This window comes from Shewanella oneidensis MR-1, from assembly GCF_000146165.2.
In the GTDB taxonomy this organism is placed as follows: domain Bacteria; phylum Pseudomonadota; class Gammaproteobacteria; order Enterobacterales; family Shewanellaceae; genus Shewanella; species Shewanella oneidensis.
On record NC_004347.2, the window covers coordinates 3,388,825 to 3,410,962 of the forward strand.

21 protein-coding genes and 1 tRNA gene are annotated in these 22,138 nt (G+C 43.1%); 14 read left to right on the forward strand and 8 right to left on the reverse strand.

Annotated features, from left to right (window positions below; genetic code table 11):
- Positions 1–19: 19 nt before the first annotated feature.
- Both SO_RS15170 and SO_RS15175 read right to left on the reverse strand, forming a co-directional pair.
- Entirely contained in the window at positions 20–859 is an 840-nt protein-coding gene (locus SO_RS15170; protein WP_164925741.1) for a CheR family methyltransferase, read from the reverse strand.
- 102 nt (positions 860–961) lie between these two features.
- On the reverse strand, positions 962–1,882 hold the full coding sequence (locus SO_RS15175; RefSeq protein WP_011073135.1) for a chemotaxis protein CheV: 921 nt from the start codon (positions 1,880–1,882) through the stop codon (positions 962–964).
- 205 nt (positions 1,883–2,087) lie between these two features.
- Between SO_RS15175 and flgA the strand changes: the two genes are divergently transcribed.
- The 3 genes from flgA to SO_RS15190 all read left to right on the forward strand — a co-directional run bounded on the left by flgA (position 2,088) and on the right by SO_RS15190 (position 3,626).
- Positions 2,088–2,795 (forward strand): flagellar basal body P-ring formation chaperone FlgA, encoded by a 708-nt coding sequence (flgA, locus tag SO_RS15180; protein WP_011073136.1) that lies wholly within the window; start codon positions 2,088–2,090, stop codon positions 2,793–2,795.
- A 75-nt stretch (positions 2,796–2,870) separates the two neighbouring features.
- On the forward strand, positions 2,871–3,191 hold the full coding sequence (gene flgM, locus SO_RS15185; protein ID WP_011073137.1) for a flagellar biosynthesis anti-sigma factor FlgM: 321 nt from the start codon (positions 2,871–2,873) through the stop codon (positions 3,189–3,191).
- A gap of 9 nt (positions 3,192–3,200) precedes the next feature.
- Complete coding sequence (locus tag SO_RS15190) at positions 3,201–3,626, forward strand: flagella synthesis protein FlgN (protein WP_011073138.1); 426 nt, start codon at positions 3,201–3,203, stop codon at positions 3,624–3,626.
- A gap of 117 nt (positions 3,627–3,743) precedes the next feature.
- On the opposite strand, the gene SO_RS15195 is transcribed toward SO_RS15190, so the two are convergent.
- Entirely contained in the window at positions 3,744–4,193 is a 450-nt protein-coding gene (locus SO_RS15195) for an LPP20 family lipoprotein (protein ID WP_011073139.1), read from the reverse strand.
- Positions 4,190–4,822 (reverse strand): FlgO family outer membrane protein, encoded by a 633-nt coding sequence (locus SO_RS15200; protein WP_011073140.1) that lies wholly within the window; start codon positions 4,820–4,822, stop codon positions 4,190–4,192. The genes SO_RS15195 and SO_RS15200 overlap by 4 nt, the downstream gene beginning before the upstream one ends.
- 273 nt (positions 4,823–5,095) lie before the next feature.
- On the opposite strand from SO_RS15200, the gene SO_RS15205 reads away from it, so the two are divergent.
- The 9 genes from SO_RS15205 (at position 5,096) to SO_RS15245 (ending at position 13,898) form a co-directional block, all read left to right on the forward strand.
- On the forward strand, positions 5,096–6,271 hold the full coding sequence (locus SO_RS15205) for a flagellar assembly protein FlgT (protein ID WP_011073141.1): 1,176 nt from the start codon (positions 5,096–5,098) through the stop codon (positions 6,269–6,271).
- 55 nt (positions 6,272–6,326) lie between these two features.
- Positions 6,327–6,402: transfer RNA gene (locus tag SO_RS15210), tRNA-Arg, on the forward strand.
- Between the two features lie 47 nt (positions 6,403–6,449).
- Complete coding sequence (locus SO_RS15215; RefSeq protein ID WP_011073142.1) at positions 6,450–7,775, forward strand: motility associated factor glycosyltransferase family protein; 1,326 nt, start codon at positions 6,450–6,452, stop codon at positions 7,773–7,775.
- Positions 7,775–8,044: a hypothetical protein gene (locus SO_RS15220; RefSeq protein ID WP_011073143.1), complete on the forward strand. Its 270-nt coding sequence runs from the start codon at positions 7,775–7,777 to the stop codon at positions 8,042–8,044. The genes SO_RS15215 and SO_RS15220 overlap by 1 nt, the downstream gene beginning before the upstream one ends.
- Before the next feature lie 67 nt (positions 8,045–8,111).
- Complete coding sequence (locus SO_RS15225; RefSeq protein WP_011073144.1) at positions 8,112–8,984, forward strand: N-acetylneuraminate synthase family protein; 873 nt, start codon at positions 8,112–8,114, stop codon at positions 8,982–8,984.
- Complete coding sequence (locus SO_RS15230) at positions 8,984–10,729, forward strand: thiamine pyrophosphate-binding protein (RefSeq protein WP_011073145.1); 1,746 nt, start codon at positions 8,984–8,986, stop codon at positions 10,727–10,729. Before SO_RS15225 ends, SO_RS15230 begins: the two co-directional genes overlap by 1 nt.
- Positions 10,722–11,456, forward strand: coding sequence for an SDR family NAD(P)-dependent oxidoreductase (locus SO_RS15235; protein WP_011073146.1), 735 nt, complete (start codon positions 10,722–10,724; stop codon positions 11,454–11,456). Before SO_RS15230 ends, SO_RS15235 begins: the two co-directional genes overlap by 8 nt.
- A 19-nt stretch (positions 11,457–11,475) precedes the next feature.
- Complete coding sequence (locus SO_RS15240) at positions 11,476–12,663, forward strand: class I SAM-dependent methyltransferase (RefSeq protein ID WP_011073147.1); 1,188 nt, start codon at positions 11,476–11,478, stop codon at positions 12,661–12,663.
- Positions 12,660–13,898 carry an ATP-grasp domain-containing protein gene (locus SO_RS15245; protein WP_011073148.1) on the forward strand — a complete coding sequence of 413 codons (1,239 nt, stop codon included), beginning with the start codon at positions 12,660–12,662 and terminating at the stop codon, positions 13,896–13,898. Before SO_RS15240 ends, SO_RS15245 begins: the two co-directional genes overlap by 4 nt.
- A gap of 23 nt (positions 13,899–13,921) precedes the next feature.
- Here SO_RS15245 and SO_RS15250 read toward each other — a convergent pair whose 3' ends face one another.
- Together SO_RS15250 and SO_RS15255 are read right to left on the reverse strand one after the other, a co-directional pair.
- On the reverse strand, positions 13,922–15,124 hold the full coding sequence (locus SO_RS15250) for a methyltransferase domain-containing protein (RefSeq protein WP_011073149.1): 1,203 nt from the start codon (positions 15,122–15,124) through the stop codon (positions 13,922–13,924).
- Positions 15,125–15,144: 20 nt separating this feature from the next.
- Positions 15,145–16,056 (reverse strand): class I SAM-dependent methyltransferase, encoded by a 912-nt coding sequence (locus SO_RS15255; protein WP_011073150.1) that lies wholly within the window; start codon positions 16,054–16,056, stop codon positions 15,145–15,147.
- A 207-nt stretch (positions 16,057–16,263) separates the two neighbouring features.
- Between SO_RS15255 and SO_RS15260 the strand changes: the two genes are divergently transcribed.
- On the forward strand, positions 16,264–18,180 hold the full coding sequence (locus tag SO_RS15260) for a glycoside hydrolase (protein ID WP_011073151.1): 1,917 nt from the start codon (positions 16,264–16,266) through the stop codon (positions 18,178–18,180).
- Entirely contained in the window at positions 18,177–19,901 is a 1,725-nt protein-coding gene (locus SO_RS15265; protein WP_011073152.1) for a glycosyltransferase family protein, read from the forward strand. Before SO_RS15260 ends, SO_RS15265 begins: the two co-directional genes overlap by 4 nt.
- A 15-nt stretch (positions 19,902–19,916) precedes the next feature.
- Here the strand turns inward: SO_RS15265 and pseC are convergent, their stop codons facing one another.
- Complete coding sequence (gene pseC / locus SO_RS15270) at positions 19,917–21,062, reverse strand: UDP-4-amino-4,6-dideoxy-N-acetyl-beta-L-altrosamine transaminase (protein ID WP_011073153.1); 1,146 nt, start codon at positions 21,060–21,062, stop codon at positions 19,917–19,919.
- On the reverse strand, positions 21,059–22,054 hold the full coding sequence (gene pseB, locus SO_RS15275) for a UDP-N-acetylglucosamine 4,6-dehydratase (inverting) (RefSeq protein WP_011073154.1): 996 nt from the start codon (positions 22,052–22,054) through the stop codon (positions 21,059–21,061). Before pseB ends, pseC begins: the two co-directional genes overlap by 4 nt.
- Between the last annotated feature and the right edge of the window lie 84 nt (positions 22,055–22,138).

Genomic DNA, 22,138 nt, shown 5'->3' on the forward strand with positions numbered 1-22,138 from the left:
TTTATTTAAAATTAGAATGTTATGTTTTCTTCTGGTAATAAATACCAGGATTGCAGCGGACCATGTCAAACTCGTCGGTCAAACCCGCAATAGATTCGGATGCACCTAAAAAGAGGATACCTTTAGGGTTTAACGCGGCAGCAAATTGCCGCAAAATTTTTGCTTTTGCCTCTGGGGCAAAATAGATCAACACATTTCGACAAAAAATAATGTCGAACTTACCCAGCAAAGTGTAACTCTCAAGCAAGTTATGGGCACGGAAATTCACTAGACGTTTAACGTTATCTTTTATCCGCATGTTACCTGAAGGCAAAGCATCAAAAAACTGGCGCTTACGTTCATCAGACAATCCACGTGCTAACGCTAAACTATCGTACTCGGCATTTTTACAACGCTCCAACATGGAAGGAGAAAGATCCGTAGCTTGAATCGAGGCACCACCTGACAGCGCACCAGGTTTTTTCTGTTGATACTCTAATATGGTCATCGCCAAGGAATATGGCTCTTGGCCAGATGAACAAGCAGCAGACCATATCTTCAAAGGTCTCCCCAACTTACTGTACTCAGGCAGCAGTACATTATTTAGCAATTCAAATGGATAACGATCACGAAACCATAAGGTTTCGTTCGTAGTCATGGCATCAATAACTTCAGCCCTTAAAGCTCGCTCCGTAGGTTTCATCGAGTGCTTTACCACATCGGATAACGAAGGTAGGTTATATTTGCCCATCAACGGCGCAAGACGGCTACGTACTAGGTATTGTTTGTTTTCCCCCAATACGATGCCGCTATGTTGTTCTAGGAACAACCTAAATTGATTATATTCTGCTTCTGCGAGTGATTTATCAGGCACATTCACGTCCTAGATCCTATAGCAAGCACCAAAATAAGTGCACAACAATCATGTAATAAGGGCTAGATTATAGCGTAAAGCTCTACCAGGCACTAACCCACACTCTCACTACAAACTTAAATGCTTGTTCACTGCCGCAGCTAATTCATCAGGGTTGAATTTTGCGATAAAGTCATTGGCCCCGACCTTTTGTACCATGGCTTGGTTAAAGACTCCACTTAATGAAGTATGCAGTACCACCTTAATATTTTTCAGCTTAGGATCATCGCGGATCTCAGCTGTTAAGGTGTAACCATCCATTTCTGGCATCTCAATATCGGAGATAATTAACGGGATCTCATCAGCGACATTATTCATTTCGCTTGCAATTGCCTTGAGTTTATCAAGCGCCTCTCGGCCATCTTTTGCCGTATCAATTTGTAGATTTAACGACTCTAGCGAACGGATAATCTGTTTACGAGCTACCGCAGAGTCATCAATGACCATAATATGGTAATGCTGGGTTCTATCAATGGTGAGCTGTTGGTTGACCTCTTCACTAATAGCCGTTTTTACTGGAGAGATTTCATCTAAAATCTTTTCAACATCCAGAATTTCGACCAATTCACCTTCTATCTCGGTAACCGCGGTTAAATAAGAATAACGGCCAGCACCTTGTGGTGGTGGCATAATGGCTTCCCAGTTCATGTTGATAATACGTTCCACAGAACTGACAAGGAAACCTTGCACACTACGGTTATATTCCGAAATGATGATAAAGCAATTTTCAGTGCTCGCTAGCGGACGCCCTCCAGTTGCAGCACTCAGATCGATCACAGAAATAGTGGTACCGCGAATATGAGCAACACCTTTGACGTAAGGATTCAGTTTAGGCAATGTCGTTAACGGTGGGCATTGCAAAACTTCTTTCACTTTAAATACGTTTATCCCAAACCGTTGACGACCGTTTAACTTAAATAGCAACAGTTCTAGTCGGTTTTGACCTACGAGTTGGGTGCGTTTGTTGACTGAATCAAGAATACTCGACATAACTCTGCCTTGTTGTTCTGTTTATGTACGGCCCTAAAACTCGTTTGAGTATAGGCATATTAATTGCTTACGTCTTGTTATCGATAAACATAGTTGAAACTAAGTCAAACTTCTGACACCAGATCTCCTAGAAAGAAGCATTGAACAGTTTCACGCTTGATAAAAGTATAGGTGCATTCTGGCGTTACAAGCTAGTCTCTTCATTATGAAAGTAAATTTAGTCCACTTTTTTAGAATTTTCGTACTTTTTATTTCCACGGCAGCCAATGCTGAAACAGTGGTACCTAGCGTATCGGCGATATCCGAATTAGCTAAAGCCCTTATTAATGAAAAGATTTCAGTACCTGCAAATGCGAAAGTCGACATTAATCCACAAACGGTCGATCAACGAATGCTACCGGCGCAATGCGCGTCGCCGATAAAAGTCGAACTGGCATCGGATCGTGAAATTAGACGCAATAACACAGTTAAAGTCAGTTGTAATACACCCGATTTAGCCTATCCATGGCAAATTTTTATCTCTGTTCGAGTGGATATTCTTTTCCCTGTTGTTGTAGCAACAGAACCCTTAGCACCTGGTGAATTAATCAGCCCAACACAAGTTGAAATCCGCTACGTTGACCAAAATAGTTTGCGCGGTATGCAATTTAGCGATATCAATCAGCTTTCAGGCGTACGCGTTAAGCGCCGAGTTGCGAAAAATAATCCTATTTTTGCTAACAACCTTTGCTTTGTCTGTAAAAATGATGCTGTGTCGATTTATGTACGTTCAAGTAATTTTGTATTAAAAACGGTGGGAGAAGCGCTACAAGATGGTAATATTGGCGACCAAATCCGAGTCAAAAATAGTAGCTCTAACAAAGAGCTAGATGCCACAGTCACGGCCATTGGCGAAGTAGAAGTTAGAATGTAAAATAGGCTAAAGCTTTTTGATGAGCTGCCGATACCCCAGTTAAGAAATCCCGTATACATGACGCTGGAGCCTAAAATGGCAATTGATATTAGCAAATTTAACGCCGGAACGGCTGCACAAGTCCGTTCAAACAGCACTAAACAGAGCAGCGAAAGCGAGCAATCATCTCAGGTAGCGGCTAAATCGACTCAACAAAAGGGTGATTCTTTTGTCATTACAGCTCAAGCTCAACAGTTACAAGGAGCTCACACTAAAATGGCAAGTCTCCCAGAAGTCGACCAAAAGAAAGTAGCTGAAATCAAACAAGCGATTGCAGAAGGTCGCTACAAAATTGATCCCGAAAAGTTGGCCGCCAATATCGCCAACTTTGAAGCAGAATTAAACGAGCTTAATTAAAGAGTAACTATGACTGAAATAGCTAAACTGGTAGATCAACAACACGCCCATTTGGCTGTTCTTAAACAAATTATCCTTAAAGAAAAAGGCGCTTTGGTTGACCAGAACGCCGATTTGCTTTTATCGCTGGCTGACCAAAAATCTAAATGCTTACAAGCTCTAAAGGCAAATGATGACTTTCTTGCCAATCACAGTGATAAATCGTTGCTCACTGAGCAAGCAGAATTGTCGGCTAAAATGGCTGTGGTCAAAGAAGCACTCATCGAGTGTAAAGATCTCAACGCACAAAATGCCAGTTTGATAGAAATGAATCTTGCTAGCCTAAACCGCTTTGCTCAGGCCTTGCAGGCGAGTCGAAATGCCACCACGCTGACGTATAACGATAAAGGCAAAACATCGACCTTTTCAAGCTTAGGCAATGATTTAAAAGCTTAAAGCGTTATCAATCCAAACGGGTTAGAAACAAAAACCGCGCTAAATTAGCGCGGTTTTTGTTATTGATAGCCTGTATGAGTTCAGATGTATTAGTTCAGACTAGATCTGAGCCATCACTTAAAAGTAAGTGACTTCTTTAATTCTTTGTGGGCGACTCTGCTGTTGATAAATTTGCCATACTTTAGAAAAATCGAGTTCTAACTCAGTAACATAGTGCTCACCTGCGGGATAGCTTTTTACAACTCTTGCACCGCGGATCACCCCTGTAACAGAAGCCTTAACATTGTCATCTGTGAGCATCCAATCACTGACACTGCTGTTAGCGGTGATCTTTTGTCCATATACTTGTTCGGCCAGTTCACGGTAAGCCACAATTTTAGACGCCTGCATCGCCATCAAGACTCTTTGGGATTGCTCTTTGGCAGGTTGCGTCGCCAAAGGTGCATAACCGATAGCCGTCAGCTTAGGGAAGCTTGTTGGAGGCACATCCTCCCATTCCACATACTTATCTTTAGCGGCACAACCAGTAAGTAGAAGCGCCGCGATAACTAAAAGGTAGCGTTTCATTTTTCATCTCCTAACACACGCACTTCGTTCATGCCGGGGGCCGACTGGCGATATAAAATCCCATCGTGAGAGATTATTTGCTCAGAGGGCTGCATATAATTGCTCAATTCTTTTTGTGTGACAAAAGTTTGCGAAGCAGAGACCACTCGATTATTGCTTAACGTTACAATTCGAGTATTAATCGCCAAACCATTGGTTGTCGGACTCATTGTGGAGACCACAATATGATCGACAGGCAAGTTAGTAGATAGTTTTTGCCAATCACGCGTCAAAATAAAATCGCCATCGCCTGTGACACGAAGTCCATCACCAAGATTTAACTCCACCACATTAAATTGAAAACTGTGCAAAGATGCCATGAGTCCCTGCTGCAATTGCAGCGCAACCGCATTGGTACTGCTCATATCACCCACTAACACAGGTGTGGTAACGACAATGGGTTGATCAGGACGCAATGCATCATTTTGCTTGACTAACTCAGTCACGATACGTTGTGCCAAATGGTTAATCACCGCCGTCGGCGGCAAACCATTGCCATCAACTAAGCTAGGTTTTGGCGGAGCAACGGGTTTGGTCGCACACCCAACCAGCACCAAAAGAGCTAGGGGAATGAACGCACGCTTTAGCATGGAAGTAACCTCATTATCGATATCAATGCGCCTCAAAGCGAGCCGCGATCTTTGTCAAAAAGATTGCAATTATTAGACCAAGTCAAAAAACAGGCCCAACTAACTCACCTGATTATCGACAGCTGTGCCAATAACTTTACCCTATATACCTATTCAGCAACTTCAAGTTGTTTGGGATATCTCATAAATCAGGCACGGAACTTGCTTTTAGAGCCTATAAAACTGCCATTAAACTGACTCACTGATTGGCACAACTTACGTAAGGGCTCATTGATGAACATACTCAAAAAGAACTTGCTCATAATTAGCAGCCTAGTGCTGGCAATACTTCAGGCCAATCAAGTGCACGCTGAATGGGTCGAAGCCAGTGGTGAAGCGATCATCACCAACGGCAACATTGCCCAAGCGAGGGAAGAAGCCATCAATCAAGCGGTGAGCTATGCCACCCTCAGTACAGGGATCCAAATTTCCAGTGAACAACAAACCATTAACGGCAATCTGACACAAAACAGCTTTGCCATTAATCGTTATGCCCAAGCAATCAGTATTCAACTCGTCAACGAACGCATTCAGGGAAATAAAATTTATGTTTCGCTTAGACTCGACCTCAATGACGACCCAACCCAACAATGCCCAGCGGGTCAATTAAAAGCAGCGATTCTGATTCCCCAAGCGCAAATAAAAGACCGAGCACAATTACGCTACGGCCAATTATCAGGTTTTGAAGAAGTTATCTCCGAAAAACTCGGTAATAGTATCGATGGTTACTCATCGACAGGATTTAGCCATACCCATGCCAAAGAAAGGCTCGATATCGCACAAGAACTGGTAGATGTTCGCGGTTATCGGCTTCCGAGTTGGCTAAGTGAAATTACCGATAGCCAATATATTTTACTACCGCAAATTATTGATATTTCGACAGAGCCAGTACAAGCCACCTTTATGGGATGGTGGGACGAAGCGCCACAAAGGCAGTTTCAAATAAAACTCAGCCTTTATCATGGGATCAGCGGTGAAGAAGTGTGGAGCAAAACCTACAGCACCTCGGCCCGTTGGGAATTTGAGGAACAAGCTATTGTAGCCCCTAATAGTGATAGATTCTGGCGCTCATCCTATGGCAGAAATATCAGTCAACTTATACAAGAAGCGACCCGAGATATTGATAAAACACTCAACTGCAGGCCACTACTTGGACAAGTCGTCAGCCGTCAAGGTGACAGAATTATCCTCAACTTAGGTCGTAAACATGGGATCCGTGTTAGTGATAAGTTTCAAGTGGTGTTACAACGCAATTTACCGGATAGACTCAATGAAATGCGCGCCATTGCTACCAAAAGCCGAGCAACAGTACAAATTGAACAAGTGAGTGAAGAAAGTGCAACAGCGGTACTCGTTGACCAAAATGCGGTTTACAATGTACAGATAAACGACATTGCGCTTAAGATTTAAGCAACTAAATCATAAGCCTTTTAATCAAAGATAAAACCAGTATAATCACCAGCGTCTCTTCATAGCTCAACAGGATAGAGCAGCCGCCTCCTAAGCGGCCGATCGGGGTTCGAGTCCCTGTGGAGAGACCAGATAGTGATGTCGGTAATATCAAAACGAAAGCTTCCGAGGAAACGGAATGACTGAACTATTTGCCATTAATCTGAGTATTATTGCTAAACGCTGGCCAATTGTGGCTGCTGCGATAAAAAGCCAATCAATTGACCATCTTGATGCGCACTTAGTTCAAGGCCAAAACCAAACTATCAGTGTTAATGGCATTCAGCTCAGCAGCCGTCATGACCGCATCGCTGAAGCACAGCTGTTTATTAGCACCCTTCCCTCAAATGCTCACCAAGTCACGGTTTATGGCGTGGGTATGGGTGATGTTCCAAGTCTGTTGATTGAAAATCCGCACTATACTCGCATTGAAGTATGCATTTTAAATTTGGCAGTATTCGCGTTACTGCTTTGTTACACCGATCAGAGGGAATGGCTAAGTCATCCGAATGTGGTATTAAATGCGATACCTAGTGCCACGCTGCAATTTCCGAATATTGCCATTACCCCAGATCTTAATCTCGTCAGTGATGACAATGCCACACTGAGGGATCTCTTAGTGATGGAGCTTAATCGTGATTTCACCAATCGACACCATCAAATCGATGATCCTGAGATCCTTAAGCGCTTTGCCGATAATCAGGTGTTTATTACTAATGATCCCGATGCTGCCCATTTAACTAAAAGCTACAATCCATACAAAGCAATCGTCATAGGCTCAGGTCCGTCTTTAGAAGAACATTATGCTTATCTTAAGCAGTTGAGTTTAAGCCCATCGAGACCCTTATTGATTGCTGCGGATACGGCTTTGCGTGGATTACTTCATCATCAGATTAAGCCTGATATTGTCGTCTGTATTGACGGTTTAATTTCCTCCTATCATTTGCCTTTGTCAGAAACCCAAGAAATCAATCTTGTGTATTTTCCTCGGGTAGCACCCGAAGTATTAGCCCATTGGTTAGGGCCAAGATTTGTGGCTTATGGCACGAGCAAAATTTACGACAGCATGTCCCAGCTGAACCCCAAGCTGAGGCTGTTTACAAATGGCAGTGTGATTCACCCAGCAATTGATTTAGCCGTCAAGTTACATGCTAAGGAAATCACGCTATTAGGCTGTGACTTTTGTTACTGCAATAATAAGAGTCATGCTTTTTGGAATGATTATCCATTTGAAAGTAAGGATAAATTTGAAAAAATCTGGGTTGAAGCTGTGATACAAAAGGTGAGAGAAGCAAAGCATTGGTTGATTAATGGCAAAGGCCAACGGATTGCAACTGATCTAAATCTTCGCGCTTATTTACGACATTTAGAGCGCTATATTGCTAAACACCCACAGGTGAAATTTTACCAAGCCAGTTTATCGGGAGCGAAGATCCGCGGTTCGCAATATAAGGAGCTGATTTAATGTCGTTCAAACCACATAATTCACCAAAACAGTCCCTAGAAGACATGCTTTGCCAAGCAGCCCACTCCTTCCGTTTAGGCAAAGAAGCTCAGGCCTCCGTGGAATTTCGTTTATGCCTCGACTCAATTGAGAAATATCACCCCGAGCTGATGCAATTACCCTCGTTTCAGCAAATGCTGGCGCCAATGTTACAAGCTCAGGAACAACACGATTGGCTTAGTCTTGCTGATTACTTAGAGTATGAGCTCATTGGCCTTGTCAGTCGCTAAAACGCTAATTTAAAGCTTCCCTGTCATTTGCCGTTAATACGTTATCAACGCCATTTTGTGAGCCACTATGACTAATCATTCCCCCCTATTTATCGCCGAAGTGTCCAGCAATCATCATAGGGACTTACAACGCTGTATTGAGTTTATCAAAACAGCCGCTGAAATCGGTTGTGATGCAGTTAAGTTTCAACTGTTTAAAATTGAAGAACTGTTTGCACCTGAGATTCTATCTAAGAGTGAAATGCATCGTAAACGTAAAGAATGGGAGTTGCCCGTCAGTTTTCTGCCCCAGCTCAAGCAATCCTGCGATGAATACGGTATTCAGTTTTCTTGTACTCCGTTTTATCTCGACGCGGTAGCAGAGCTTGAACCCTTTGTGGATTTCTACAAGATAGCATCCTATGAATTACTTTGGGACGACCTGCTAGCGGCCTGCGTGAAAACAGGAAAACCAGTTGTAATTTCAGCGGGCATGGCCACGATAGAAGAAATCGATCACGCGCTAAAAACCTTGAAAGAAAATGGCGCCAGTGACATTACCTTGCTGCACTGTGTTTCTGCCTATCCAACCCCAGAACATGAATGTAACTTAGCCGTTTTAGGTAGTTTTAGAAATCGTTACCAAGTTAAAGTTGGATGGTCTGATCATACTGTTTCCAGTGCTGTCATTAATCGGGCCGTACACAGATGGGAAGCCGATGTTGTCGAGTTCCATTTAGATTTAGATGAAACAGGCGATGAATACGCTGCAGGTCATTGCTGGCTACCACAACAAATTGCAACGGTAATTCAGGGGGTAAAACTTGCAACAGTCATTGATGGAAGCCCAGTAAAACAATTTGTTGCCAGCGAAGCCTCAGATAGAGAATGGCGAGCCGATCCGCAAGATGGATTACGCCCTATGAAGTCTCAAAGAGAAAAGTTTGGAGTATCAGAATAATGAGTACGTCCCCAATTACAGTAGTAGCAGATGCTATTATTGAATTTTTAGCCCACCAAGGGATTAAAGCATTTCACAATTATCCCGGTGGAACCATCGCTCCTTTATTAGATGCTTGCAAACGTTTCGGAGTAACCGTTTACACTTCTCGAAATGAGCAAGGCGCCGGTTATGCCGCGCTGGCTCAAGGCAAACTAACCCAATTACCAGGTATCGTGGCGGTAACATCAGGCCCGGGTGTAACCAATGTATTAACGCCCGTCGCCGATGCCTATTTTGATGGTATTCCGATGTTAGTATTTACGGGCCAAGTGGGTACTGGCGACCTCACAGGCCAAAAACGAGTAAGACAATCTGGATTCCAAGAAGTTGATACCCCATCATTGATGAAACCTATCACTAAGGGACAATTCCAACCTAAAAACAGTGAAGAACTATACGCTATTCTTCCTATCGCATGGCAACTGGCTTTAGAAGGCAGAAAAGGCCCAGTTTCGATTGATTTACCAATGGACGTTCAACGCAGTGCAGCAATTAAATCCATCAAAGTACCCGAAATAGTTACTTATCCTGTCAATCGCACAGAGCTAGGCACTTTTATCGATGAGCTAATCAATGCCATTGACCATTCGCAAAAACCAGTGATTATTTGCGGCAATGGTATGACATCACCAGCATTAGTGGATGCAATCCGTACCTTAAGAAACTACTGGCCTGCACCTGTGAGCCATAGCTTGCTGGGCGTTGGAGTTTTGGACACCGATGATTCTGGGTCATTAGGGTTTCATGGCCATACAGGTAGCCAATTAGCAGGTAAAGCCATTGCTGAGTGTGATTTATTACTGGTATTAGGTTCCAGATTAGATGTTCGCCAAACTGGCACACTGAAAACAGCCTTTGCCTCCAATGCGAAAATTTTTAGAGTCGATTTAGATATTGGAGAATTAACTGATAGTCGTATCGCTCACCATAAGGCTGTTCAAGCTGAACTTGAGCAATTTTTTGATGCCTTACACCCCAAATTTGCTCAATTATCACCACCTAATCTATCATCATGGCATAACACCATTTCGCAGTGGAAAGCGCAATTAGCTTGGCCCTACCCAGATTATCCAGGAATTGCACCTAAACTCTTGCTAGAAAAACTAAGCAACTCTTTACCAGAGAACACTATCGTCACCACAGGTGTTGGCGCACATCAACATTGGGTTGCAAGGCATTTTAGATTTGCCCTCCCCCATCGCCAGCTTTTTACCTCGGCAGGCCATGGCACCATGGGCTATGATCTCCCGACAGCGATAGGTGCCGCAATCCACTCACCAGAGTCCACCATTTTGTGTATCGCTGGAGACGGTTCATTTCAAATGAATATCCAAGAACTGGGCGTGATCAAGGAGTTAGGCCTTAAGATCAAAATACTGGTTCTGGATAACCACAGATTAGGCTTAGTATCTCAATTCCAATTAATGAATTGGGAAACTGATACTGCTTGCGGTAACAAACAATCGCCTAATTTTGCCTTAATAGCTCAAGGTTACGGCATTAAAGCATTGCATTGTAGTGATAGCGCTAAACTAGAACAAACATTGGCTGAATTTATTGAGACCGATGAATCTATTCTGCTTCATATCGAAATTGCCACACAGCATGATGTCCTCCCAATGCTATTAGGGGGTCAAACAACAGATAAAATGTGGCCTTACTTTGACATGCAAGGTAATCCAAGGGATCCATCAAATGTCTAAACTCGTTTTGATCACAGGTGGAAGCAGAGGAATTGGTGCCGGTATCGCCAAAGCCTTTGCGGAGGCGGGATATTGGGTCGCTATAACTTACCTTAATCACCAAGATAAAGCCGTGTCATTAGCTAACATCTTAGGAGATAAGGTAGCCGCTTTTGCATTGGATCAATCAAAACCTGAGAGTATTAAACAATGTATTACTGAGGTCGAAAAATATTTTAATCGAAGTATTGATGTACTGATTAATAATGGCGCCATAGCCCAGGAAAAGCCCTTTAGCGACATTACTGCCGATGATTTTACCACTATGCTGAACACTAATCTGCGCGGCCCATTCTTGCTCGCACAAGCTTGTATTCCTGCAATGCAACAGCATGGCTTTGGCAGAATCATCAACATTGGCTCCATTGGAGGTCAGTGGGGAGGCTATAACCAAGTTCACTATGCCGCAGCCAAGGCAGGGCTTATTAACCTAAGCCAATCAATTGCCAAAATCTATTCACGAGATGGGATCAGAACCAACACGATTGCCATAGGTTTAGTCGCAACAGAAATGACGGAGCATGAATTGACTACTGAGGCAGGCAAACAAAAAGCAGCGGCAATTCCAGTTGGACGTCTTGGCAAAGTAGAAGACATTGCCTCAATAGCCCTCTTTCTCGCCTCCCAAGACAGTGATTATCTCAGTGGACAAACCCTAAATGCTAATGGCGGAATGTACTTTGGCTAATCGAGATTAAGGACCGATAATGATCAGAAATTGTTTTTTATGCGCAGCCAAAACCGACAATGTTTTTAGCTCAACCTGGATGTTGCCGGGTCTTGCACCAACAGAAATCGGCTTTTCAATCTGCCCTAAGTGCGGTTCCGTATGTCAAAGTCCATCAGTTAGCTACGATGATATGATGACTATTTATAGTTCAATCGCAGTGTATACCAACCCAGGTCGCCAAGGGCTACCCAGTAGCGCAAAAATTCGCGATTTAGATGAACAAATCCAATTTATTAAGCGGGGTATTGGTCATTTGCCTAAGTCTGCAATGCAGATTGGCAGCTCTGATGGTTACACCCTCTCACGATTTCGCCAAGCGGGAGTTGAACTTGTTATGGGCGTGGAGCCGGGAAGTACTTCAATCGAGATTGCCAAACGCCTTTATAATATTGATTGTATTCATGGAACAGCTGAAGATTTTGAGACAGACAAAGATTTTGAGCTGATCTTGCTAACCCATGTGTTGGAGCATATCTACGAGCCACAAGTGACCCTCGATAAATGCCGTAAAATCCAAAATACACCGGGTGAAAAATTTATCTATGTAGAAGTCCCCTTAATGGCTACCGCTGCAAGTTTGTGTCCAGGATTTTTGACCTTTGAGCATGTTAACTATTACACCAAAGAAAACCTGATCTGCAGCCTAACGCAGGCAGGTTATTGGCCCGTTTCTGTGGTGGAACACTTTAACAGCAACCTCTCCCCTATAATAGGTATACTGGCCAGCACACGTGAGCAGCACCACTATGATGTGATGAAGATGGACGTCCAGCTAAACCGTAAAAGACTAAGTGAATACCGTCAAAAAGAGCTTAGTTATTGGCAAAACTGTGTTGACTGTATAAAGGTGTCATTACAACAAAGCCAGCGGATTTTCCTCTGGGGTGCAGGAATACACACCTGTCAACTGCTCGCTAACACTGATCTGCTTGACCACAGCAGGATTTTTGGCTTGACGGACACTTCATCTCTGAAGTGGGGCTTAAGGCAGGGTGAATGGATTTGCCAAGATCCACAACAAATCGACTGGCAAGTTGGAGATACCGTATTAATCTCGTCTTATGCCTCTGAAAAGGAAATCTTTGATGCTTTATATTGGCTACGAGACAAAGGCGTAAATACATTACGGCTGCATAATGTTGACGATACTAGAGCAATCGTATGACGCATAAAAATAAACACTTACTGATCATTGGTGCAGGCGTAGAAGCCTGTGAAGGTATCCGCATTGCCAAGGAAATGGGGCTTAAACTTGTCATTGCTGATGGCAATCCCTCAGCCCCAGGACTGGCCATGGCAGATTGGCCAATTATTGCCAGTACCTACGATGGTCAAGCCATATTAGCTGAAGTTAAAAAACGCCAAACACAGGGCGTAAAAATTGATGGTGCGATCGCCATGTGTGCAGATGTACCTTTAAGTGTAGCTATCGTCAGTAATGACTTGGGATTACCAGGCCTGTCACTTGAGTCAGCCTTTTGGGTTTCTGATAAATTGGCAATGAAAAAGAGGCTGCAAGCAGAGGGGATTCCTATTCCACGCTTTGCGGATGTATCTGATAAGTCAGTCTTACTTAAACAAGCCATTAAGATAGGTTTACCACTGATTATTAAACCCGTTGATAGCCGTGGCGCACGTGGGGTTCAACTGATAGAGATAGCCTCAGAACTTGATAGTGCATGGGAATTGGCAGCCAAAGAATCCCCCACTTCAAGGGTCATGCTGGAAGAATATCTCGAGGGTCCACAGTTCAGTACCGAAACCTTGGTCGATCGTGGACGCTACTATACCCTCGGTTTTGCCGACCGTAACTACGAGTGGCTCCCTCGAACGAAGCCTTTTATCATTGAAAATGGCGGCGATGCTCCTACGGGCGTTAGTGCAAACATCAAAGCTGAGGTTATTGCCACTGTTGAACGAGCAGCGGCGGCACTTGGGATCAACCAAGGCGTAGCCAAGGGAGATATGGTCTATACGGCTCAAGGCGCCAAAGTGATTGAAATTGCAGGGAGACTCTCAGGCGGGTTCTTTTCAACTGTCCAAATACCTCTTGCAACAGGGGTCAACTTCATTGAAAAGGCTATAAAACTAGCCTTAGGAGAGCAGTTAAGCGATGAAGATGTTTCAATCAAGCAACAGCGCGCAGTGGCTATACGTTACCTTGATTTACCTTCAGGTAAAGTGAGTCATATTGAAGGAGTTTCAGAGGCAAGCAGCGTACCTGGGATTGAAATGTTAAAAATATTCATTGAACCGGGAAGTATTATTTATCCACTTGCCAATCATACACAAAGAACTGGTTTTGCAATCGCCACAGCTGATGATAAAGCTATGGCAATTACGAGAGCTCAGACTGCACTATCAAAAATCAAAGTGGTTTACGAAGCAACAAATAAATAAAATCAAAGTATTAAGCAATTTTTTCAAAATGGTTTAATACAAACTAGAACCGTATTAGTTCCGTATGGGTCGGCATCACTATGAATAGTTCCGGCCTTAATTCCAATCACCTTCACTACGAGAAAATATCGTCCGACTAATTTCAGTAGAGCGTCTAAACTGTATTCCACTATATGACAGGCATTGACAGGAATATGCCCATAGCTGTTTTGAGGCGTACTTAATACCAACATACCACCAGGCCTAATGATTCGCCGTAATTCTTTCAAGCAATCATCCTCAGGTATATGCTCTAATGTTTCGAAACAAGTAACTGCATCATAACTATCATCTTCGAAAGACAAATTAGTAATATCTTCAATATAATATTCTACATTTTTTTCATGGGTATAAGCTTTAGCTAAATTGATAATTTCGGGATCCAAATCAGCTCCATGAACTTCAGCAAGAAATGTAGACATCATTCTCACACCGTATCCATTACCACAAGCAATATCTAAAACTTTCATATTAGAGTTTAAATACTCAAGAGCCAGCTGATAGTGATAACTAGGTGTATCTGCCCAGATCGTACGCTTACTACCTACTTCTAAACGCGGAATATCATAAATGTCCTTCGCCAACTTTCGACATTCACTCAAATATTCATCAGAATATTGTGGTAAGGTCCTTAAATATTCAAAATTATAATTATAACGATTGAGTTCAAAATAAATTTTTGGATGAATATTAAACTTTTCCAACTCAGGTTTATCCAGTAACTTAACTAACTCCCTAAGAGCTCCAACGCGGAAAACTTCCGAACTAAAATGAACTGGAAAATCAGCAGGTAATTTTATACAATCTAGTTTTTTTTGCAGTGCAAGAGCTAGCATCTTTTGGCTAAGGTCAACATCAAAACAGAAATGAATACCGTCAATACGAACAATATAATCATTGTCAGCTAACTCTATTGATGCTGCAATCATACGTTTTAGGGGGCTTTCATCAAACCCGTAAAATGCTTTCAAACGCTTATCTTTAACATACTCAATAACCCCCCCCAATTCCCCATCCTGGTCAAATTCTGGAGCCACCAAACATAGCTGAGCCGCTGGAAACGCTTCTAATGCACGCTTAATCGTTCGAGCAACGGTAATTTCACCATTCACTAGTCCCATGCAAATATCCCGTCCTCCAGCCCAAGAACGAGAGCTAGCTTGGATCAATACTTTAATATTACTCATAGATATCCCTAATGACTTACCTAGATTTTCTTTGCAAAAAGGACAACTTCTCGCCCCATTCCTGCGGAAGCAAGTGCCTGATAAAACTTTCGCTTAACCTGATTGTTACCAGAGTGTAATAGTTGAGTATCAAATCTCATCCGCTTTTTATGGCAAGTACGTCCAAGGGCTGGAGAATCAACATAATTATCCCCCATCAGTAAAAACATATCGATTGGAAAAGTCGTCTCCTGCAGCACAACCTCAAATCCAGCAGAGGTCAGTAAGTTTCCTAAGGTCTCAAAGCTAAAATAATTAAGATGATGCGGTGGGGCCACCCACCAGGGACGATATCCCTCATACGTTCGCAGCGTTTCTTGAAATGGGTTGTAATCATTAGGAACAACAACACATAATATCCCACCTTGTACTAGAGATTCTCTAAAAAGTGATACCATTTCTCTTGGATTAGGGATGTGCTCAAGAACGGCATTTGCATGAATTGCATCAAATTTCCCCAGTAAAGTCGCGGTCTTATGATTAAAGAAATTCTCAACGACTTCTGCCCCTAAACCTCTTGCGTGTTCACAGGCTTGTGCAGATGGTTCAATCCCAATCGATTTCCAACCCCGCTTCTGGCCATAACTCACAAAATAACCTGGGCCAGAACCTACATCTAATATACGTCGAGCCGTAGTAGGTAAAAACTCTTCAAAAGTATCATAGCGATCGGAATAAACTGTGTTCCACCAATTTTTATCCTCTTCTGTTTCTTGGAGAAATAGAGGTTTATCTAGAGTGTAGTATTCATGCCGATAGATTTTTTCAAGCTCGGCTAACGTTGGCAGAGGATGGATGTGTTTAAATCCACACATTTGACATTCAATCACTTGGAAACCATTGATCTCGTCAACGAGATGTCCCATATGTTGTTCGGATGTTTTTTGATGCATCTCTATTCCTCAGGTGGATAATGCCAGTAAGTTGGCGTATCAAAGAATACGCAAATTTTAAGCCAATTAATATGACGTTGTAACAACCCACTGATAACTGCTAAGATTTTAGTCGTTGGTTAGTAACTGGCGATACATCTACTGCATTTGTAATTTTTAAACTTAACTATCTCATTTAGCCATTTAACAACTAAGGTGTAAGCGAAAATGCCAGAGGTTCAATCCGTCGCACTATATACAGTGTTCCATTTAAACTTGGCCTTTTCCTCCATTGAAAATGAACAACATGGCGAAGTCATTCGCAAATGCTACTGGCCACTCCTACAGATAGCGCAAAAAGGTATCCCTGTCGGAATTGAAATGACGGCCTATACCTTAGAAGCAGTTCAACAGGTTGACCCTCTGTGGGTAGAGGAATTCAAACTATTGCTCCAAAAAGGGATGTGCGAACTTATCGCCAGTGGTGATAGCCAAATTATTGGGCCTTTGGTTCCTGCGAAAGTCAATCAGGCTAACCTCCGACTCGGTCAGGATACCTATCACACCTTGCTTGGAGTGCGTCCTCAAATTGCCTATATCAATGAACAGGCCGTTTCAGCAGGGCTCTTAGATGTTTATATCGACCAAGGTTTTGAAGCTGTAGTGGTGGAATGGGATAATCCCTACTCCCATAATCCAAACTGGTCCAACACACTGTTAGACAGGCCACAGAGTTTACAAGCCGCAAGTGGTAGAACAATTAAGGTGATTTGGAACCACGCAATCGCTTTTCAAAAGTTCCAGCGTTATGTTCATGGCGAATTAACGCTAGAAGATTATCTGCATTATCTCGTTAAAATATTCAAACCTGGCATGTTGGCCTTTCCTGTTTATGGCAGTGATGCCGAAGTGTTCGACTTTCGTCCCGGTCGCTATCAAACTGAGGCGGATCACGTTGAAGGGGAATGGCAGCGAATTTCCACCCTTTTTAACACTCTTGCTGAGATGAATAACTATTGTTGGCAGTTGCCTCAACACATTCTTAAGTTTTGGCAAGGATCAAATGCGGTGGAAATCACCAATGCAGAGCATCCGGTTTCAGTCAAAAAACAAGCTAAATATAATGTTAGCCGCTGGGGATTAAGTGGTCGTAATGACCTCCTACTCAACAGTCAATGCTATCAACGATTCGCCACACTCGCACATAATCCACATGCAACAGAGCAAGACTGGCGAAACTTGTGCCGCATGTGGGCAAGCGATCTGCGAACCCATCTCACCGCTAAACGCTATCAGCAACTTAACTTGGTTGCTAATCCTGCTAATGCGCCAGTATTTGCGCCTTGGGAAGCACAACAAGATATTCAGATTGAGTACGATACACAAAGACGTCGTTTGCATATTCGTACCCCTAAGGTACACCTGAGCCTAAATGGTAACCGTGGATTGGCTATTGATAAATTAGCCTTTAAGTCCCACGACTTTGAACCCGTCCTTGGTACCTTATCCCATGGTTACTTCGACCATATTAGTTATGGTGCTGATTTCTACTCGAATCATTTGTTGATGGAACGATTTCGTGCACGTGATCGTGTCACCGATCTCAATCGAGTGAATTATGAATTGGGCTGCGCAGAGGGCAATTTAGTGATTTATTGCCGTCAATCATTAAAAAGTGGCGCAATCATTAAATGGTACCGTATCGAGCATGAATCTTTACATACAGGCTTTTTCTTTGAGGACAAGCAGCGCCCTGAAGCCTCAATCCGACTCAGTTATCTGACTTTACTCGGCTGTGATAATAGAGCCTGGTACCAGACCAATCTCGGTGGTGTTCAGGAAGAGTTCTTTCAAATACAAGAGGATATGGACCAAGGTTCTCCTGTTTCTTCAATTGTTTCCGCAAATAGCGCCATTGGTGCTACTGCTGGCCAGATTCAGTTTGGCAGCGGCCAATGTGGCGTGCGATTAACTTGGGATCCCGCAAATTGTGCTGCACTCCCCATGATTTCGAGTAAAAAAATAGATGATAAATACCTTAATCGATTATGGTTTTCGTTAGCCGAAGCCGATGAGACACTCAAGGAAGGTGGCAATTTACTCGATTTCAATCTCTGTATTACCCCTGAGAGTATTAATCTATGACCAAAATACTCGCCATCATTGGCGCACGCCTTAACTCTAGTCGCTTAGCTGGTAAACATTTGCTACCACTCGCTTGTGATGCCGCAGGTAATACTCTTCCTATCATTGGCCATATTTTAAGGCGCCTAAAGACGTGTAGCACAATTAGTTCAATTGAACTTGCCACAACTGCAGATGAGTTCAACCAGCCCCTAATCAATTGGGCACAAGAAAACCAGCTAACCTGTGTCCCCTTTGAAGGTGACGTTAATGATCTGATGGGCAGGCTTGATAGGATCATCCAGCGACAACAACCTGATTATATCGTGTATATCTGTGGTGATTGCCCACTTATAGACCCCAATTTTATTGATCACGCTCTGCTAGCCCTGAAAGCCTCAGATAAAGACACTATCACACTCAAAGAAGGGATCATTTCACTCCATGAAGGGATAGGGTTTTATACTAGATCTGGCTGGAATAGGTTGATGGCCGTTAGTGATTGTGTAATGTCACGTGAGCATGTGGGATATGGTGATAAATTAAGACCTGTATTAACAAAACTATATATCGATGACAGCGGTAATTATGGAAAAATTACCCATCGTATTTCAGTAGATACCCATGCTGACTATCGCTTTATGGTTGAAGTCTATCGGCGATGGTATGTAAATAATCCAACGGAAACAGTTGTCAGTTTAGAGTGGGTACAAGAAGAGTTACTAAAAGATTCTGCTCTGTTCGCCATAAATGCCCATGTACAACAAAAAGCTGCTAACAAAAACTATGCTAAGGCGAGTATCTATTGTCATCTGGGGCCTCAAATAGGTTTAGGACATTTCAAGCGCTCAGAATTAATTGCCAATGCATTGCAGGAGCATTTAAGCCTAGGAGTAAATATTCACGCTTATAGCGAAGCAGGGCAACGATTAGACTCAAGCTCAAAAGTAGTGTGGCATGAGGATGAGCAAGCATTACTCAGCGCATTAACCGAAGACCAAAATCCATTAGTACTACTTGATTTTCATCCTAACTTTATCGACTTAGAATCATTTGCCAATAGGCTAGCAGGGTTAGCTAAGCACGGTGCAAAGCGGATTGGCATCGATAAAATGGCACCATTACTGGATGAACTGGATTGGCTATTTATTCCAAGCTTCAATTCTCCAACCCATCATCCAAAAATATCCGCGGGCTGGAGAAATTATCTCTTTAGTACAATTCCACAAGCGACTAAGCAAGCACAAATTCTAGTTCTCACGGGGGGTAGCGATGCGTTGGGCTATGGCCGAGAACTCCCTACGATACTGGACTCCATTGGTACTGATTGGCCCATTTTATGGATTCAAGGCCCACTGGCCCCTGCTCCCCAACTGACCCCCAATTCAGCCATAGTGGTTCAACAAAATCCTGACAACCTTAAAGAGATAATCGCTCAATCAGAGATCATTTTAAGCTGTTATGGCTTATCGCTATTTGAGTCCATTTATGGGAAAGCAGCAACCCTACTTCTTCCCCCCCAACATCTCTGTGATGAAGCCGAACTTTTCGCTCTCAATCAAGAGCGCTGTTGTCTAGTGAGCGATTCATTGGAAGAAGCAAAGATGATGTTACAACAACTGCTTACAGAGCCCGAACAAAGAAGGTCTCTCCAGAACCAAGCAACAAGAGTCTTTGAATCACACCAAGGAATACAAGCGCTTATAGATGATATCCACCACTTATTGGGAGCGGTAAACTAACACTATTGAATTTTCTTACAGTACAGCTAACAAGGTGTTAATAACGCAAGCTTGTTCCTTATCAGTCATCAAAGGATAGAGTGGCAAGGTCAATATCTGTTGATAAAATGCCTCTGCTTGTGGGAAATCACCTTCTTTAAATCCTTGTTTTAAATAGTAAGGTTGAAGATGTACGGGGAAATAATGAACATGCACTTGTACATTTGCAGCTCTCATATCGTTGAATAGCTGTTTTCTTCTTGATGCGTCATTTAGGCGGATAATTTGTAAATGTCTAGCACTTTGAGTATTTGACAAAGGCTCAACCCAGCAAAAGGGTAATCCAATGAGTTCTTTACGATATATAGCGGCTAGTTCATTGCGTTTCAAAACAAAGGCATTAAGCCTGCTAATTTGCGACAAACCAAGCGCTGCCTGCAACTCCGTCATCCTATAGTTAAATCCCAAGGCGTGTTGTTCGTAATACCAGTCCCCTTCATCAGGTCTTAACATTTTATCGGGGGCTTTAGTGATACCGTGGCTGCGGTAAAGGGCCATTTTTTCAGCTAATTCTGAGCTGTTTGTCATGGCCATACCGCCTTCGGCGCTGGTGATAATTTTGACGGGGTGAAAGCTAAAAACGGTAATATCAGAGTATTGGCAGCTACCCAAAGGGTATCCATGATAGCTCCCGCCAATCCCATGTGAGGCATCTTCAATGATGTGAAAGCTATATTGTTCAGCAAGAGCAGCGATCGCTGCCATATCACAACTATGACCACATAAATGTACAGGGATAACAACCTTAGGGAGCTTCCCTATCCGAGCCGCTTGTTCTAATTTCATTGCCAATGCATGTGGACAAAGATTACCCGTTAGAGGATCCACATCGACAAAATCAATCTCAGCTCCACAGTAAAGCGCGCAGTTTGCCGAGGCGACAAAGGTAATTGGAGAAGTCCATACTATATCGTTTGGCCCAACCCCAAGAGCGAGACATGCAATATGCAAGGCAGAAGTCGCACTATTTACTGCTACGCCATAGCGAGCTGAACAATAGGAAGCAACTGCTGACTCAAATGCCGGAACCTTAGGCCCTTGAGTCAAATAATCAGAATTAAGCACTTCAATCACAGCATCAACATCTGCCTGATTGATGTCTTGTCGGCCATAGGGGATCATGCAACGGTATCCAGTTTAAGAATTTCAGCCTGTGTTAAAAAATGTGGATTAGTGCCAGAATTATATTCAAATCCCATCGGCACAGTCTGCCCCTTCTCTCCTAAGGCATTGGTACAAAAGTCTGTTTCACGCCCAAAAAAACGAATACTTGGCGTGATGACAAAGTGGTCATCAAATTCAATCGTATGATGGGAGTCATCCCCTGGACACATGACCTCATGCATTTTTTCCCCGGGACGAATACCTACAATCTGCTGCTCCAAACTCGGCCCATAGGCTGCGGCAAGATCAGTGATGCGTATGGAAGGAATTTTGGGTACGAAGATCTCTCCGCCCTGCATACGGGAGAAGTTTTTTAAGACAAAATCAACACCATCTTGAAGAGTAATCCAAAAACGTGTCATATCGGGATGCGTAATGGGCAGCGAAGTCGCACCATTGGCAATCAGTTGTTTAAAGAATGGCACGACTGAACCACGTGACCCCACGACATTACCATAGCGAACTGCGGCGAATCGGGTTTTGCCATCTCCCACCACGTTATTGGCGGCGACAAACAGCTTATCGGAGGCCAACTTAGTCGCACCATATAGGTTAATAGGACTCGCGGCTTTGTCTGTTGAGAGGGCGATGACCTTCTTAACATTATTACTGATGGCGGCCCGGATCACATTTTCGGCCCCATGGATATTGGTTTTTATGCATTCCATCGGGTTGTATTCGGCAGCGGGAACCTGTTTAAGTGCAGCGGCATGGATCACAAAATCCACATCTTTAAAGGCTTGTTTCAGGCGTTCCCCATCGCGCACATCACCGATAAAATAACGCATACATGGCGCGTTAAACACTTGCTGCATCTCATACTGTTTTAATTCATCTCGGGAAAAAATGATCAAGCGCTTCGGTTTATAGCGTTCGAGAATGGTTTTGGTGTATTTTTGTCCAAATGACCCCGTGCCACCCGTAATCAAAATTGTTTTATTATCAAACATAGAGTTCCCCACTCACGATTTAAACCTTCGATTAGCTACTTGTGACAACGATGAGCCATTTCGTCAACTCTCCAACTCTTACAA